This window comes from Methanofollis aquaemaris, assembly GCF_017357525.1.
Lineage (GTDB): Archaea > Halobacteriota > Methanomicrobia > Methanomicrobiales > Methanofollaceae > Methanofollis > Methanofollis aquaemaris.
Window position 1 is genome coordinate 2,340,354 of the sequence record NZ_CP036172.1, and the last position, 16,484, is coordinate 2,356,837.

At 59.3% G+C, this 16,484-nt stretch carries 10 protein-coding genes; 6 read left to right on the forward strand and 4 right to left on the reverse strand.

The features are described from left to right. Positions 1 to 88 precede the first annotated feature (88 nt). A complete protein-coding gene (locus tag RJ40_RS11200; RefSeq protein ID WP_265580937.1) occupies positions 89 to 2,146 on the reverse strand; it encodes a S8 family peptidase in 2,058 nt (685 codons plus the stop codon). Positions 2,147 to 2,481: 335 nt separating this feature from the next. Here RJ40_RS11200 and RJ40_RS11205 point away from each other — a divergent pair, with 335 nt between their 5' ends. From RJ40_RS11205 to RJ40_RS11220, 4 genes are all read left to right on the forward strand, one after another. After that, positions 2,482 to 2,736 (forward strand): hypothetical protein, encoded by a 255-nt coding sequence (locus RJ40_RS11205; RefSeq protein ID WP_265580938.1) that lies wholly within the window; start codon positions 2,482 to 2,484, stop codon positions 2,734 to 2,736. A 287-nt stretch (positions 2,737 to 3,023) separates the two neighbouring features. Then, the gene (locus RJ40_RS11210; protein ID WP_265582573.1) at positions 3,024 to 8,555 is read left to right on the forward strand and encodes a NosD domain-containing protein; all 5,532 of its coding nucleotides are present in this window, start codon (positions 3,024 to 3,026) and stop codon (positions 8,553 to 8,555) included. Between the two features lie 95 nt (positions 8,556 to 8,650). Further along, a complete protein-coding gene (locus RJ40_RS11215; protein ID WP_265580939.1) occupies positions 8,651 to 9,574 on the forward strand; it encodes a hypothetical protein in 924 nt (307 codons plus the stop codon). Positions 9,575 to 9,606: 32 nt separating this feature from the next. Further along, positions 9,607 to 11,403, forward strand: coding sequence for an Ig-like domain-containing protein (locus RJ40_RS11220; protein WP_265580940.1), 1,797 nt, complete (start codon positions 9,607 to 9,609; stop codon positions 11,401 to 11,403). Between the two features lie 295 nt (positions 11,404 to 11,698). Here RJ40_RS11220 and RJ40_RS11225 read toward each other — a convergent pair whose 3' ends face one another. The 3 genes from RJ40_RS11225 to RJ40_RS11235 are packed head-to-tail and all read right to left on the reverse strand — an operon-like array spanning position 11,699 to position 14,732. Beyond that, positions 11,699 to 12,133, reverse strand: coding sequence for an ACT domain-containing protein (locus RJ40_RS11225; RefSeq protein WP_265580941.1), 435 nt, complete (start codon positions 12,131 to 12,133; stop codon positions 11,699 to 11,701). Positions 12,134 to 12,135: 2 nt separating this feature from the next. Continuing rightward, positions 12,136 to 13,434: a phenylacetate--CoA ligase family protein gene (locus RJ40_RS11230; protein WP_265580942.1), complete on the reverse strand. Its 1,299-nt coding sequence runs from the start codon at positions 13,432 to 13,434 to the stop codon at positions 12,136 to 12,138. A gap of 5 nt (positions 13,435 to 13,439) precedes the next feature. After that, positions 13,440 to 14,732 (reverse strand): phenylacetate--CoA ligase family protein, encoded by a 1,293-nt coding sequence (locus tag RJ40_RS11235; protein ID WP_265580943.1) that lies wholly within the window; start codon positions 14,730 to 14,732, stop codon positions 13,440 to 13,442. A gap of 514 nt (positions 14,733 to 15,246) precedes the next feature. Between RJ40_RS11235 and RJ40_RS11240 the strand changes: the two genes are divergently transcribed. Both RJ40_RS11240 and RJ40_RS11245 read left to right on the forward strand, forming a co-directional pair. Further along, positions 15,247 to 15,693, forward strand: a complete 447-nt coding sequence (locus tag RJ40_RS11240) for a hypothetical protein (protein ID WP_265580944.1) — start codon at positions 15,247 to 15,249, stop codon at positions 15,691 to 15,693. Continuing rightward, the gene (locus RJ40_RS11245) at positions 15,693 to 16,481 is read left to right on the forward strand and encodes an SdpI family protein (protein WP_265580945.1); all 789 of its coding nucleotides are present in this window, start codon (positions 15,693 to 15,695) and stop codon (positions 16,479 to 16,481) included. Before RJ40_RS11240 ends, RJ40_RS11245 begins: the two co-directional genes overlap by 1 nt. The last annotated feature ends 3 nt before the right edge of the window (positions 16,482 to 16,484 follow it).

The window sequence follows — 16,484 nt, forward strand, 5'->3', positions numbered from 1 at the left end:
TATACCCGGAGGTGAACCGCCCAGACGGGAACTACCTGCTGCAGAGGGAGTCCCAGGCACCGGCCTTTTTTAGGCCAGGGTGGTTGACTTACAGGTTTCCGGCCGGCACTGTCGTGCCCACATAGCAATCGGAGATATACCTTGCATCGGCAAGGTCAACGATACCCCGGGGTTCGACATAATCGGCACGGAGGTCTGGTTCAGAGAGCGTGTTCCGGGCACAGTGATACACATACGCAACATCACCGATGTCGGCATCAATACCATTTTCATTGAGGTCCAGAGTCGTTCTCGCCTGCAAGGTCGACCGTGCCATCAGTACCGCCCTGGACGCGTTGACTCTCCCGCCGGAGGACACTTTCTCTTCAAGAGAAGGGATTTTGTCCACCGAGTCGATCAGGATCTGCTTTGTCTCTTCCGCAGTCAGACTTCGGTTCACCGATTTTATCAGCCCTGCAACACCTGAGACCATGGGCGTCGCCATGGACGTGCCGCTGTAATACGCATACCCCTCTTCAGGTTCGGTATACCGCGTGATCGTGAAACTGTCAAGCCAGGCAAAGCTGTCCGGACTCTTGGAATAATACAGATATCCGATATAGAGGGGATCTTCACCGAGCATGGTGCCATATCTGTCCAGATCGACGATCCTGGAAACGATCTCCCGGTGCGAACTCCCGGTGACGACGTCGGCAATGTAACAACTATCGTTGTTGATCATATCGTTATAGGATGGATAGTTTCTGAAATCAGTGGTGGAAACAAGGATCTGAAGTCTGTCGGTCCCCTCCTTGAGGGTGTATGCGGTGACAAACTCCAGTATGGTGTCTTCCAGGTCGATGAACGGGGTGTCAGAGTAGGTCAACGACACATTCACACCGGAGACACCCAGTGCGTACCTCTCTGTCCCGCTCATGTAGTCCCCGCTCCAGTTCGCGCTCTCCAGATACGAGAGTGTCTTCCAGTCGTTCACCGACGACTCGGTGATCTCGTCCTGATATGCCGCGGACCAGATAGGGATCGTGGAAAGGATGCCGACACCAGGTGCCGTGACATGGACGCTGATCTTGCCGAAATTTGAGAAGATGGCGAATTTATCCTGATTGTCCAGTGCAGCGACAGACAGCACATTCGGGCTATTATAATTTGCCGGATACATGGGGAAGGCGTCGTTATTCGTGCCGTCATTGCCCGCGGCGCAGACCACCAGCGCCGATGAGGCCCTGATCGCATCCCGGTATGCCTCGCTTCCTTCGCCACCGCCAAATGAGCAACTAATGACATCGGCTCCCATCGCAGTCGCGTACTTGATGGCAGCAATGGAGTGATAGACCGTGCCATACCCCTGTGTGTCAAGGACACGGACAGGCATGATCTTCGCCGTCCACATCACGCCGGCAACACCGACACTATCGTTCCCGACGCCGGCGATGGTACCTGCGCAGTGAGTCCCGTGCCCGTTGAAGTCCATCGGATTATTGTCTTCGCTAACAAAATCCCAGCCGTGGACATCGTCGACATACCCGTTGCCGTCGTCGTCGATGCCGTTATCAGGGATCTCCCTCGTGTTCGTCCAGATGTTGGCCGCAAGGTCGGTGTGGGTATACATGACCCCGGTGTCAACGACCGCGATGGTCACGTTGGACGAACCGGTGGTGATGTTCCATGCCCCGGGGATACTCATGTCGGCACCCGGCGTTCCGGCCTGACCATTGTAGTAGATCAACATGCCCTCGAAGCTCTGGCCGTCCTGCAGGATCTGGCCGGTGTTCTTCATGCCCCATAACTTCTCGAAGTAGGGGTCGTCGGGCTCTTTCAAGGCATGCACATAATAGTTCGGCTCGGCATATTCGACACTGGAAAGTCTGCTGTAGTAGTCGACCGCCTCTTCAACGGAGACTCCCTCTGGAAGTTCAACAACCTGCATGCCAGGTACAAGGTCGCTCAGGTCGTCGGCGACATCCGCCCCGAGTGCGGAGTGTGCGTTCACCGATGCCGAGCAGAGCGCGGGGCCGTCTCCTGTCGGGGCGGCAAACCGTACGATGACCGTGTTCGGTTCGTACAGGGATACGTCAGGCACGACCTCATCACTGAAGCCCGAGCCCTGCACCAGAGCGACCGTGGACAGCAGGAGGAGGATCTCCATAATGGCACGAAATGCCCTTAAATTTCTCTTTGAGGGTTTAAATATCATATTTGTGACATTATAACTCATAATACCGGTTAATTAGGTGAGCAGCCTTTGCATATAACTATTCTTTTTTTTCACACTGACTACTACTTAATGATAATCACGTATCACTCGGTGCTCTGCGGCTATTTGTCGTAAAAAGAGAATACCCGGAAAACTTGATGGGTCATACCTTCAAAAAATGAGATTGAGAAGACTTTTTGGCTCTGTTGAATCGGGCATGAACCCTGGGCTCAAGCATACGGGTTGAAAATTGTTCTAGAGATCTTCTGATCGACGTGCCTTCCCGCATGAATCGCGCCGGGGGCAGCGCCCCCGGCGTGAAGATGTGGGAAGGGGTGATGATCAGGCGTGCCGCCCCCGACCACAGCATCTTCACCGCCGTCTCGCACCGGCGGGCGATCTCCCGGACCCCCACGACGAAGATAGCCGAGGGGCGGCGATTGAACAGGGCCTCCACTGATCCTCATGTCCTGAAAAGAGGGATCAAACCCTTTCAACACCCGGAGATCGAGCGACGAGAAATTTTCATCCCGTATGCCTGAGGCGTGCCCCTCGCCTCATGAGCAATTCTAAAGAGCCAACTTTTTTAACAAGGTCTTTTTTATGGTTATATTTGTATTTTTTCTGTTTAAGATTCTCTTATGAGTTAAAGGGACTGTCTTATGCCCCTGAAAATGAATTTGAAACTATATCATATATATCTGATCAGGTGTTACCTTTATTTTGAAACATATCATCGCATTGCAACACTGTTCATTTGTGTAGCAAATGTGCGTTCTTTACACTGGATCGTGGTTTGATGAGAAATATACGATGGATTGTGCTGCTCATGGTAGCAGCGACGGTGCTGTGCTGTATGCCTGGTGCAGCGGCAGAAGGAACAGAGGGGACCGATATCGAAGAGAGATGTCCCGCTGCGGGAAGTGAACTTGGAACCGGAATCTCCGATGAACAGACTGATGCCTCCCCGGAAAGCGTCCATGACCTGGGATTGTTGTCGAAGGGCGACATATCGGTTCTCGCCGTAACTCCGTCCGAGATCACCCAGAGTGTATTCGTGAACGGCATCTGCAAAATTACCGTCCCCGGCACATACACCCTGCAGGAGGACGTCTCAGGAACGGTCCTGATCACAGTTGATGGGAGTGTCGTGCTGAACGGCAACGGCCATATACTCAGGCCCGATCCGGACAATGCCGCGGATCAGAAGTACGGTGTGCAGGTCACGGACGGCACAGCCTCTGCGACGATTGAAAACTTCGGCAACATCACCGGGTTTAGCGGCCCTGGTATTCACTCCAGGGCATTCAGGACCACCACGATCCGCAACAACATCATTTACGGCTGCGGTGACGAACCCATCACCTCACTGAGGAGTACGAACTGCCAGGGCATCTACGCAGCCTCTCAGAAGATCGTCGTCACTTCAAACACCGTGACAGACTGCGGTACTCCTGAGACCAGCACGACTCCCGGGCCTGGAAGTTATGGGATACTGGTCATGGGCTATGACGGTACTGTTTCGAACAACACCGTGACTGGATGTGGTAAGATCACAGAGAGCCGCGACGGGCGTACGGGATCGTACGGCATCTATGCGAAGACCGGTCTTCTCGTCTCCGATAACACCGTCACCGACTGCGGGAAGGTCACCACCTCAGGTGCCGAGGAGGTCTCAGGTACCGGCATCTTTGCCCAGGGCGGTATCATCTCAGGCAATACGGTCACCGACTGCGGGAAGACCGTCGGCGCTGGCGGTGAAAATATCGGGAACGGCATCTTCGGAATGTCGGGCACGACGATCGAGAAGAACATCGTCACCAACAGCGGTTTCAGCAACGGAGAGAGCGATCTCTCGTTCGGTTTCGGCATCAGGGCTGAAGACGGTTCGATCAGGGACAATGTCGTCAGCGGTTGCGGCCGGGAGAGTCCTATGGGCTACGGCATTCAGTCTGTCGCCGGTGCCGAGGTCACGGACAACCGCGTCTCTGATTCGGGCATCGACTGTGTCAAAGGCGGGTTCGGTATTTTCCTGAGCGGCGGATTTTCCGACCTGACGCTCGCCGACAACGAGGTCACCGGGTGTGGCGTCTCCCGGGCCGAGGGCTATGGCATCGTTGCCATGAACGCCGGGTCGAGGACCGGTTCGAAGAGCGTTATCAGGAACAACACGATCACCGGCACGAGTGCCACCGCGTGCCTGAAACTGAACTCGGTTTCCGCCCTCACCATGACGGAGAACCGCATCAATGCCGACGGCCCGGCACTTTCCCTCACCGGCGGCCTGACCGGTGCGTCCAGGATCTACAACAACGCCTTCAACACCTCGTCCTATGTCCACCCCGACGTCACGATGGCGGCAATCGAGAAATATGCATGGAATGCGGAGACCCCGGTCTTTGCGAGAAACATTATCGGCGGGGAATGGACCGCCGGCAACTGGTGGGGTTCGACTGACGGCGCGAGCGGGTACTCTGATACCCACTCCTCGGTCAAGGGCTTCGGGAAGGAGGCATTCGAGGTCGTCGCCGGTTCAGGAGTGTATGATGCCATGCCCCTCTGCGGTCTCTCTGAGTCGGGCGGCGGCGAGTTGAAGATCACGGGAGGGGTCGGATACACCTATGACCGGACCACCACGACCTATACGATCACCGCACCCGGTGAGTACTGGTTTACCGGGTTTGCCCACGTAAAACCGGTGATCATCGCGTCTGACGATGTCGCGCTCGACGGCGGGTACTTCTCTATCTCTGTTGGCACGAAGACGCCGGGCAAGACCGGCATCTTCGCCGAAGACCGTTCGAATATTGTCGTTAAAAACTGTCAGGTCAAAAATGGGGATATCGGCATCAATGTTACCGGGAGAGAGATCGTCATCACCGGCAACACGGTCACCGGCAGTGCCCTGTACGGTATCTACACCGGCGATGCGACCGTCACCGACAACTCGGTAACTGTGAAAGCGGTCGGTATCCATGGGAGCGGCATCGTCTCCCGCAATACGGTCGCCGCACCGATCGGCATCGAGGTCACCCGTGAAGCGGAGGACGTCTTCATCAAGTCAAACACCGTGACCTCCACGACCACCGGCATTTCGGTTCCTTCGGAATGGGGAGGCAGGGCGACGCTCTCCGGCAACGTGGTCAAGTCCGATGCGACGGCACTAGAGGTCAACGGGGGAACCGGTTCGGTCTACAACAACCTCTTCAGGGCAGAGACCTATGTCGCCGGTACGGCGCCGGCCGATTATGCCTGGAACATCACCCCGACCGATATGGCGGGACGAAACATTGTCCTTGGAAAGTATATCGCAGGGAACTACTGGACAAACGCGGCAGGCAATGGGTGGTCAGACACCACCACCTCGGAGACGGGGTATTCAGAGACACCCTTCGAGGTGAAGACCGGCGTCTATGATAAGACCCCACTGTGCAGCGTCGAACTGCCCCCGGTCAGCGGTGTGGAACTCACCGAGGCGGGAGGTTCAGGATATGCGTATGCCAGCGGCAAGTACACCATCACGGTCCCCGGCTACTATTACTTCAAAACCCAGCCCCACATCGTCAGCATCGAGAGCGACGACGTCGTCATGGACGGACGCGATGTCCTGCTCACCGCCGACACCAGAAGCACGGTCGTCTCGACAAAGCAGGGGAAACAGTACAGGAACGTAACCGTCAAAAACTGCTACATCGACGGCGGGTACATCGGCATCAGGGTGGAGGGAACAGATGGGGCAGATGTTTCTGTCATCGACAACACGCTGAAGAATACGAAATCATACGGTGTCTATGTCAAGAAGGGCGTTGTGGATGGGAACATCCTGACAAACTGTGCCTATGGCGGTATCGGGTATCACTCCATTGTCGTCTATGATTATGCCAGAGTGACAAACAACATCGTCTCCGGCGCCACCAAAAACGGCATCTACTACTCCAATACCCTCTCCGACGGTGCAGGGGGCGCCGAGATCGCCGGCAACAGGGTGCAGGACGGCAGGGGAGACGGCATCTCAGTCACCGGGAAGGACGGCAACACCACCGTCACCGGCAATACCGTGACCACCATGCGGCACTCCGGTATCTTCATCACGCCCGGGAGAAACAACCCCGACATCGACGGCGCCACGGTCCGTGTGCTCGACAATACCGTGACCGACTGCGAGGTCGGCATCGACTCCACGGTCAAGACCCTTGAACTGACCCGTGGCAACGTTGTTACCGACTGCGACACCGGCATCTCCGGTGACGGCGAGATCACCGGGAACACGGTGCAGGAGTGCATGGTCGGCATCGCTGTTCCGGCCGGCGCCGCCACTCCCGCGACCATCACCGACAACAGGGTATCCGGCGCCGGAGGGTGTGCTGTCGAGGTCGATGGCAGCAGCGGTTCAGTCTACAACAATGTCTTCGCTACCCGGACCCACGTCCGCGGCAGCGCTGTAGATACGTATGCCTGGAACATCACCCCGACGAGGGGGGAGAATATTGTCGGCGGCGCCTATCGCGCCGGCAACTGGTGGGGCTCTCCTGACGGCACGGACGGATACTCCGAGATAAACCATGCAGTCAATGGGTATCTTGGGGAGAACCCGGCGAACTGCTACGAACCCGCGCCCGGGGTCTGTGATTATTACCCGCTGGTCAGGACCACAGACCTGACGCTTGACCCTGCCCTCCATGTGGCAGACGGGGACGTGGTCCTCGACATGCCGGCGGTCTTCGCCGCGCACTATACCGGCACCGCTATCGACCGGTGCGGTTCGTGGACCTGGACCTTTACCGACGCCACCGGCACCGATACGCAGAACTTTACTTCTGCGACGATGGAGATCGAGCACACCTTCACATCTCCGGGCCCTGCGGTCGTCGCCCTGACAGTCGCCGACAGGGATGGCCAGACAGTCGGCACTTCACGATGGAAAGGGGTTGTGGCCCGTTCCGCCCTGAAGATCGGGATCGAGAATCTTGAAGACGGTGCGATCTTCACCGTCGACACCGGCGTCACCCTGAGGGCGGATGTCCCTGACCTGGACGAACCGGAAAATGCAACCTATGCCTGGGAGTGTGTCGGGGACGACGTCGCGACGTTCTCGTCCCCCGATGCCATGGAGACGACCGTCACCTTCACCAGGCCCGGTATAAGCGGCATAAAACTCACTGTGACCCCGGGTGGCGCTGACGCGGAGAAGTATCCCGCCGGTTCTGTCGTCTGCACAGCAGTCGTGACCGCCACCCCCTCGGTCCCAACACCACCTGAGCCCCTAAACCCGGTGAAGCCGAAGATCGACTCAGGTTCGCCTGATGTCCCGACTATCATCCCGGAGATCTCTGTCGACCGGCAGGATGTCGATGGGGATGCCGGGTTCACGGTGACCGTGGTGACGCCGGTAAGCGGAGAAGTCCCGAAATTTGCCGCAACCATGGGCCGTCCGTCAGATGCGTTCCTTACCCTCAACATCACGCCTGAGAACCTCAAGGACGAGAAGCATCTCCAGTACAGTGCGGTGTTCACCGTCTGTATCCCGGCGAGCACGGTCCCGGAGAACGAGAAGTACAACGTGAGAGTGTATCGTTTCAACACCGTATCGGCGGCATGGGAGGCATTGCCGACCACCTGGGTGAAGACTGAAGCAGGCGTTCATCATTACGAAGTGAAAACGCCAGGTTTCTCGGTGTTCACCGTGGTGCGTGCCGTCCCGAAGGGAGTTCCCGCCTCATCTTCCGGGAGTGACGGGTGGAGCGATCGGGAGACCGCCGTATGTAACGCCGACGGCGTTGCCCGTTTCAATGGTGTGATCAGGACGGTCTCCCTGGGCTCCGGTGCAGCAGGGGCGCTCGTCGTTCTCGATGGTGATATCGCGATCACGCCCGCACAGGAGTTCTACAGGGTGGTGGCGGTCACCGTGAGAGACCCGTCTGTCACCGGCGGTGCGGATATCACCTTCTGCGTCCCGAACGGCGTGTACGAGAATGCGGGATACAGCAAGGACGACATCGCCCTTGCGCTCTACACCGGAGAGAAGTGGGAGGTCCAGTCTACCTGCTGTACGGGTGAGGAGAAGGGTATGACCTGCTACTCGGCACACATCCCCGCGCCGGGCACGGTCGCCGTCGTGTATGGGAAGGGGATCACCGCAAGCAGCGATTCGGCTGCCGGGAACACCACTGCCCCGACCGTCATGCCCACTCCGATACCGACCACCCCCACGGTGCCTGAGGTCGTGGAGACCACCGCACCGATTACCGCCGGTACGGCGACTGCGGCCCCGACCGGCCCTGCTTCGACGCCGGGCTTCGGCATCATCACCGCCCTCGCAGGGGCGGGTGCGGCAACCCTGCTTGCAGGCCGCAGGAACTGATCCGGTGGGGCAGCATGACAACAAAACAGCATGACACCTGGTTTTCCTATCCGAAAACCAGCCCTCTTTTTGGTGAGGTGCAACAGCGAATGTCAATGACAAAGATATGCCTGCTCTCGGTCTGCGTCCTGGCGATGGTCTGCGGAGCGGCATGCGCGGCAGAGATCTCGGTACAGGGATCGTCGGCCGAGACCGGTCCCGGAGTGTTTACAGTCGCCGCCGGAGGTCTGGATGGAACCGAAGGGGTCGGCTTCAGGCTCTCGTACGACCCCGACTATCTCAACATCACCGGCGTCACGAACATCTCCGGTGGGGCTTTGAACTACCATCTGCACGATGGCAACCTCTCGGTGGCGCTCATCTTCCTGGAGACTGTGATGGCACCCGATGACGAACCCCTTGTCTCGGTCGCGTACACCACCCGGTCATCTGAACCAAGGTCTGTCCTGATGAGACTGCATGACTCCGAGTATAGCGTTGGCTATCAGAACCTGGCCTTTACCCATGAACAGAATGGCGTCCTCTCCTTCAGAAAGGTGGTGGCCGATACGATGAAAGACGGCAACTGGAGCGCACGGACCCCTGCCAGGTACGGGTATGAGATGGTGCCCGGTGCGATGATCCGGGCCCCGTCTGTCTCCAATGGCGGGAAGACGATCTTCCTGGGTGACCTGGCGGTGAGAAAGTATGTCGGCGGCTCATGGGCCGATGTCTCCCCGTCAAATGTCAGCATCGCCGAAGACGGCAATGTCACCATCTCCGGAGACCTGGGCGATGCCGCAAAACTCGACCTGGTCTTTACCGGGAGAGTCCTTGGAGACGTCAATGCCAACGGGATCACGAATTCCGCGGATGCACGCGATATAGCAAAAAATGCAACGCACCTGTCGTCCGTCGATGAGCCCGGCGCGTTCTACGGGGACGTAAACGGCGACGGGATCCTGGACGGGGCAGATGCGAGGAACGTGACGGGATATGCTGTTGGTATACTGGATGAGCATTTCCACCAGAAATTCTGAGTCAGAGGCAAACGATGAGATTCCTGCGTTCTATGATGTCGATCGCGCTGGCATTGCTTCTCCTGGGCAGTGCCGGTGCGGTCAGTGCCGCTGAAATTACGGTGAAGACGCCGGCGGGGCCGGTACCTGCCGGTGAGACCGTCGTGGTGCCGGTCGTTGTCGCTGGTGCAGAGAAACTCGATGCATGTGATATCAGGATCACCGCTGACGCATCAGATGTCACCATCGTTGCGAACACGACCAATCCTGTCGACGGGACGGTATTGACGGTGAATACTGTTGATAATGTCGCGAAGATCAGTTTCTACCACCTGACCGGCGTCACCGGCGACCTGACGCTCTGTTATGTGGACTGTGTCCCGAAGAAATCGGGCGCGTCCGCGCCCGTGAACCTGACGATCGAGTGCATCGCGGAGAACGGTTCTGCCGGCACGCCCGGCGATGCTGTCTATGCGAAATATGCTGTCGTGAACGGCTCGCTCACCACCGAGAGAGACCCATCGGTCGTGACCACGCTTGAAATAAAGCCCACAACAGTATCCACACTCTTCCCCGGGGATACCCGGCAGTTCGCTGCCACGGTCTACGACCAGTACGGCGACCCCATGAACACCCCGGTCGCATGGTCGAGTTCCAACACAACGGTCGGGACGGTCGACGCCTCCACTGGTCTCTTCACCGTGGTCTGTGCCGGCACCACCGGGATCACCGCGAGGGCGGGCGGGGTCATGTCCGGTGCGGTCATGATCACGGTCAGGGCCGTTCCGGCACCGGCGAGGATCGAGGTTGCGTCTCCTGCGCTCGTCTCCCCCCTGAACACGACACAGACCGTGCAGTTCACCGCCACGGTCTATGATCAGTACAACAGTGTGATGGAGATTCCACTCGCCTGGTCGAGTTCCAACCCGACGGTCGGAACGATCGACGCGTCCACCGGCCTCTTCACGGCCCTCTGTGGCGGGACCACCAATGTCACCGCAGTGGCGGGGGAGATGGTGTCTGAGAATGTAATGGTTACCGTTTACCTTGCGCCGGTATCGGTGCCTCCGGCACCGAAGAGCCCGGTCAACCCGCAGGTCCGGTCGGATGCCGCCAGCGCCGTCCTGAAGATCGTGGTCGACCGGCAGGATGTCGATGGAGATGCCTGGTTCAATGCTACGACGGTGAACCCCGCAGGCGGAGAAATCCCGACCTTCGGCGCAGGCATGGGCCTGCCCGAGGACGCGTACCTCGCCCTCAACATCACGCCCGAGCACCTCAAGGACGAGAAGCACCTCCAGTACAGTGCGGTGTTGACCTTCCGTATCCCGGTTGCCGACCTTCCTGCAAGCGAGAAGCATAATGTGAGGGCGTACCGCTACAACACGCTCTCCGACGCATGGGAGGCGCTGCCGACCGCCTGGATGAAGACGGAGGCGGGCTATCACCACTATGAGGTGAAGACGTCCGGGTTCTCCGTCTTCACCATGGTCCGCACCATCGGCGGAGCACCTGCGGTTACTCCACCCACGCCGCCGCCGACACCGACGCCGAAACCAGGTCACTCTGGTGGGGGTTCGTCCGGAGGCCACGGGGGGAACAGCGGTGTGAAGATGCCGGTCTCTGTCCCCACCCAGGTCGCGCCGGGCAGCGAATCTCTGGCTGCCAATGAGACCGTCATCCCCACCCAGGCACCGGCGACCGTCGTCCCCACCGTCTCCGAGGCTGTGCAGACCGCCGTATCGACGAGCGCGACCCCGACCGGACCGGCACCGAGTCCTGGCTTCGGCGTCGTCGCCGCCCTTGCGGGTGCGAGTGCGGCGTTCGTCCTGGCGGGCCGCAGGGACTGATCTATCTATCTTTTTTTGCTGTCGTCTTCGATTCGAGTGTGGGCCTGCAGAGATGCTGGCGAAAAAGAGAGAAGAGAGAAATTCTGGCTCCTTCGAATCCCTATCCTGACGTGCCAATGTTGGGGGGCGGCGATTGAGCGGTATTCACGCTCATCACCCTGTCGAAGAAGAGGGATCAAAAATCCTTTCACACCACGGAGACCCGCTCTGAACAATTTTTATGTGGTATACCTGAGGTGCGCTTTCGCTTCATGACTTATTCTAAAGCGCCAGAAAAAAAAAGAAGAGATCAGATTCACTGAAACAGCGACACATCCAGGAGCGTCCCGCCGGCGGCGAGGATCTTCTCGACCCCCTCCTCCACCTGGTCGACCCGCAGGATGAGCACCGCCCCGTCCTTGCCAGAGTAGGCATACGAATACTCGATATTGATCCCGGCCTCGCCCAGGATCCTGGCGATCTCGAAGAGGCCGCCCGGTTCGTCGCGCATCGCCACGGCGATCACGTCGGTGAAGGAGACCATGAACCCGAGGTCGGTGAGGGTCTTGTGGGCGAGGTCGGGTTTGTTCACGAGCGCCCGCACGACGCCGAACCCGTTCGCCTCCGCGATGGAGAAGGCCAGGATGTTCACGCCCGCCTCCTCGAGGGCGCTCGCGATGGCCGCCAGGCGGCCCGGTTTGTTCTCTGAAAAGATCGAGACCTGCTTGATGAGATACTTCTTCTCTGCCATAATCAGTACACTCTCCGGTCAATCACTCTCTGTGCCTTCCCTTCAAAGCGCGGGAGGGCGCCCGGCGCCATCAGTTCGACCTGCGCTGCGACATTGAGGGAACTCTTGAGGGTGTGGGCCACCTTCCCCCGGATCTGCATCAGGTCGGTGATCTTGTCTGAGAAGGCCTCCGGGCTCATCTCCACCCGCACGAGCATCGAGTCGAGAGCGCCCTTCCGGTCCACCACGATCTGGAAGGCGCTCCCGACCACCTCGGGGATCTCCATGAGGGTGTGCTCGACCTGCGATGGGAAGACATTGATCCCGCGCACGATGAGCATATCGTCGACCCGCCCCTGGATGCGCATGATCCGCGGAGCAGTCCGGCCGCAGGCACAGGGCTCATCGTCAAGGACCGTCACGTCCCCGACACGGTACCGGATCATCGGGAGGGCCTCCTTCTTCAGGACCGTCATCACCAGTTCGCCCTTCTCGCCGGCAGGGAGCGACTCGCCGGTCTCGGGATCAATGATCTCAGGGTATGCGAGGTCGCCCCATATATGGATCCCGTTCTGTTCGGTGCACTCGGTGAACATCGGCCCCGAGAGTTCGGAGGTGCCGTAGATGTCGTACACCCTGATCCCGAGGGAGTCCTGGAGGTTTGTCCGCATCGCCTCAGACCAGGGCTCCGCGCCCAGCACCCCGATGCGCAGGTCGGTGTCGTCCCTGATCGAAACGCCCATCCTCTCGGCTGTCTCGCCGATATGCACGAGGTACGACGGGGTGCAGGCGATGGCCGTCACATGCAGATCCTGCATCAACTCGATCTGCCGCTCGGTGTTGCCGGTGCTCGACGGGAGAACCGTCGCCCCGATCCGCTCGGCCCCATAATGCATCCCGAGCCCTCCGGTGAAGAGCCCGTAGCCGTAACTCACCTGCATCACGTCGCCGCGCCCAAGGCCGCACGCCGTCAGCGATCGGGCGAGAGACGTCGTCCAGTTCTCCAGGTCGTTTGCCGTGTAGCCGACGACGGTGGGCTTCCCGGTCGTCCCTGAGGAGACATGGTACCGTACAAGTTCGTCCTGTGTGGCGGTGAAGAGGTGGTCGGGGTAGTTGTCGCGCAGGTCGCGCTTATACATGAACGGGAGCCTGGTGACGTCGTCGAGCGTCCTGATATCGTCGGGATGGACGTTCGCCTCCCGCATCCGCGCATGGTAGAAGTCGCTGAAACTGTACAGCCGGTAGACCAGCGTCTTGAGAAGGCGGTACTGGAGCCGCTTCAACTCCTCGACCGGCATCTCCTCTGCTCTCGGGTCCCACATCCGTCTTACCAGATCTCTCCCCTCCTGTCCACGACATGACGGGCCTTCCCCTCGAAGCGCGGGAGGGAACCCGGCTCGACGAGTCTCACCGTCGTTCTGAGGTTGAGGCTCTCCTTGATCGCCCCGGCAACCTTCCGCTGGAGGCCGGCAAGGTCGGCGAGTTCGCCGCTGAAACTCTCGCGGTTCATCTCCACCTCGATCGTCATCTCGTCAAGATGGTTGATCCTGTCCACATATACCATGAACTGATCTCCGACCTCCGGGATGGAGAAGAGGGTGTGCTCGATCTGGGAGGGGAAGACGTTGATCCCCCTGATGACCAGCATATCGTCGGCCCGCCCGGAGATCCGTGCGAGACGCTTCCCCCGGCCGCACGGGCAGGCATCCGGGATGATCCTGGTGATGTCGCCGGTCCGGTATCGCACCAGGGGCATCGCCTCCTTGACGAGCGGGGTGATGACAAGTTCGCCCTTCTCGCCGTCGGGCAGGCGTTCGCCGGTCTCGGGGTCGATGATCTCGGCAAAGTAGAAGTCGTGCCAGAGGTGGAGGCCGTCATGCCCGGGGCACTCGAAAGCGGCGCCGGGCCCGTACATCTCGCTCATGCCGTACGAGTCGAAGGCCTCGACCCCGAGCCGGGTCTCGAGTTCCTTTCTCATATTCTCCGACCAGGGTTCGGCGCCGAAGACCCCGATCCGCAGGGAGTCCAGGGACGCCCCCATCTCTTCTGCCACCTCGGCGAGGTGCATCCCGTAACTCGGGGTGCAGTGGATCGCCGTGACGCCGAAGTCGTCGATCATCTCGATCTGCCGTCTGGTGTTGCCGGTGGCGCTCGGGATCACCGTGGCCCCGATCTTCTCCGCCCCGTAGTGAAAGCCGAGCCCGCCGGTGAAGAGCCCGTAGTTCACAGCGTTCTGGAAGATGTCCTCGTCGGTGAGGCCGATCATGGTGAGGTTGCGGGCGATGAGTTCGGACCAGTTGTCCAGGTCCTGTCTGGTATACCCGACGACCGTCGGTTTTCCGGTGGTCCCTGAGGTGGTGTGGATCCGCACCACCTGCTTCATCGGCACGGCGATGTTGCCGAAGGGATAACCGTCCCTGAGTTCCTTCTTGGTGGTGAAGGGGATCTTTTCGATGTCGTCGAGGCTCTGAATGTCGGCCGGGGTGACCCCGGCATCTCTGAACTTTTTCTGGTAGAACTCGACATTCTGGACGTGGCTCACCGTCCACTTCAGCCTGGAGAGCTGCAGCGCTTCGAGGTCGGTCTGAGAGATCGTCTCCATTTCTTTGTTCCAGAACATGTGTACCCTGTCCTCTGCCAGGCGGCCGCTCCGCCCTGAGATGGTATGGAAAATGTTGGTCGTCGGGCCCCAATAACCTTGCCATGGTGTGACATGGCATACTGTTCCGGGGCGGCGGATCTGATCGACGTGCCTTCCCCTACGCTCGCGCCGGGGGTGATTGCCGCCCTGACCCACGGGCGATAGGGACGGGAAGGCCACGCCGAAAACTTCACTCCATTCTGACGGAACAGCGAGCGGAGATCACGGACCTCGCCGCCCCCATCTATCCTCACTTCGGCGGGGTCCGGGGGTGCAACCCCCGGCGCGAGATGCCGAAAAAGATTCGGTGATGAGGGGCGGCACGTTTGATCATCACGCCTTCCCCATCCCCTCGCCGGGGGCTCTGCCCCCCGTCCCCCGGGATGAAGATAGGGTCGGGAAGGCACTGACCATGATCATGAACCGTTCCCTCGCCTGGACAGGTATGCCTGTATTCGAAACCTATATATTGTCAACATCAATATGTTGACGCATGTTCCTCAGGGTGGATGACCGACAGTTCGTGTTCTGGAACCTGAGACGGGGCGGCCTTTCGAACACTGCGATTGCAGATCATTTCACGATCTCCAGACAGGCGGTCTCCCGGGCTCTCCTCACGATGGATCGGAAGGTCGGCGATCTCCTCTGCAGCATGGCGGAGGCAAACGGGATCGAGGTCCTGCGTCTTGATCCCGCTCTCGGCGTCCTGATCGGTCGGTCGGTGCCCCTCGGAGTCGATGCCGTCATCTTTGTCTCAGAGACGCATGGGGTGCAGGTATGGTACGAGCACGAGGGTGACTGCGCCGCCTGTGCACGTCATGATGAATGCATGATCCTTCTCCGTGACTTTGCACGGGAAATGGATATCAGTCTCATTGAAAACGGGAACCCGACCGAGATGGCGGACGAGATCTTCAGAAAAGTGAAGGAGTTGGTCTGATGTATCGAATTACTGAGATGATAGGAAAACTGATGGGCTGGTGTCCATGTCAGGAGACGGTGTCGGCGGCACAACCAGGAAAATCTGATCATGATACCGGCAGCGGCGGCAGAAACGGCCTGCTGATGATACGATGGTCTCGCCTCGCGATGATCGGGATCGTCGCCCTTGCATTTCTCATCGGGGTCACGGTTTATCCGACGATGCCCGACGAGATCCCTTCGCACTGGAACGCCGCCGGCGAGGTCGACGATTATCTCCCTGCATTCTGGGGAGTATTCCTGTTGCCGATTCTCCTTGCAGGCGTTGCCGTGCTCTTCCTCTTCGTGGTACCCGCCCTGGATGCGCGAGTGGAGGCGACGGCGGAGGCCGGGAAGCGGTACGACGCCTTCGGTCTGGTCACCACTCTCTTCCTCTTCGCCGTCTATGTCAGCACGATCCTGTGGGCGCAGGGGATCGAGGTCTCGATGTCTGCCTTTCTCGCGGTGAGTTTCGGCATCATGGAGATCGCCATGGGTTTCCTCATGAAGAAGGGACTGGAACAGAATTCTTTTGTCGGGATCAGGACGCCGTGGACGCTTGCGGACGAGCGAGTCTGGCAGATCACGCATGAACGGGCCGGGGTCGCCTTCCAGGTGGCGGGCATCCTCACGCTGCTCACCGCCGCGGCCCCTGAGGTGTACGGGTTCGTCCTGCTGGTCATGATCCTCGCCGTCGTCTGCATCTATCTGATCTGGTATTCCAGGCAGGTGTATCAGAGGGTCGTGCGTCGCTCGGAGATCAGGTAGGGC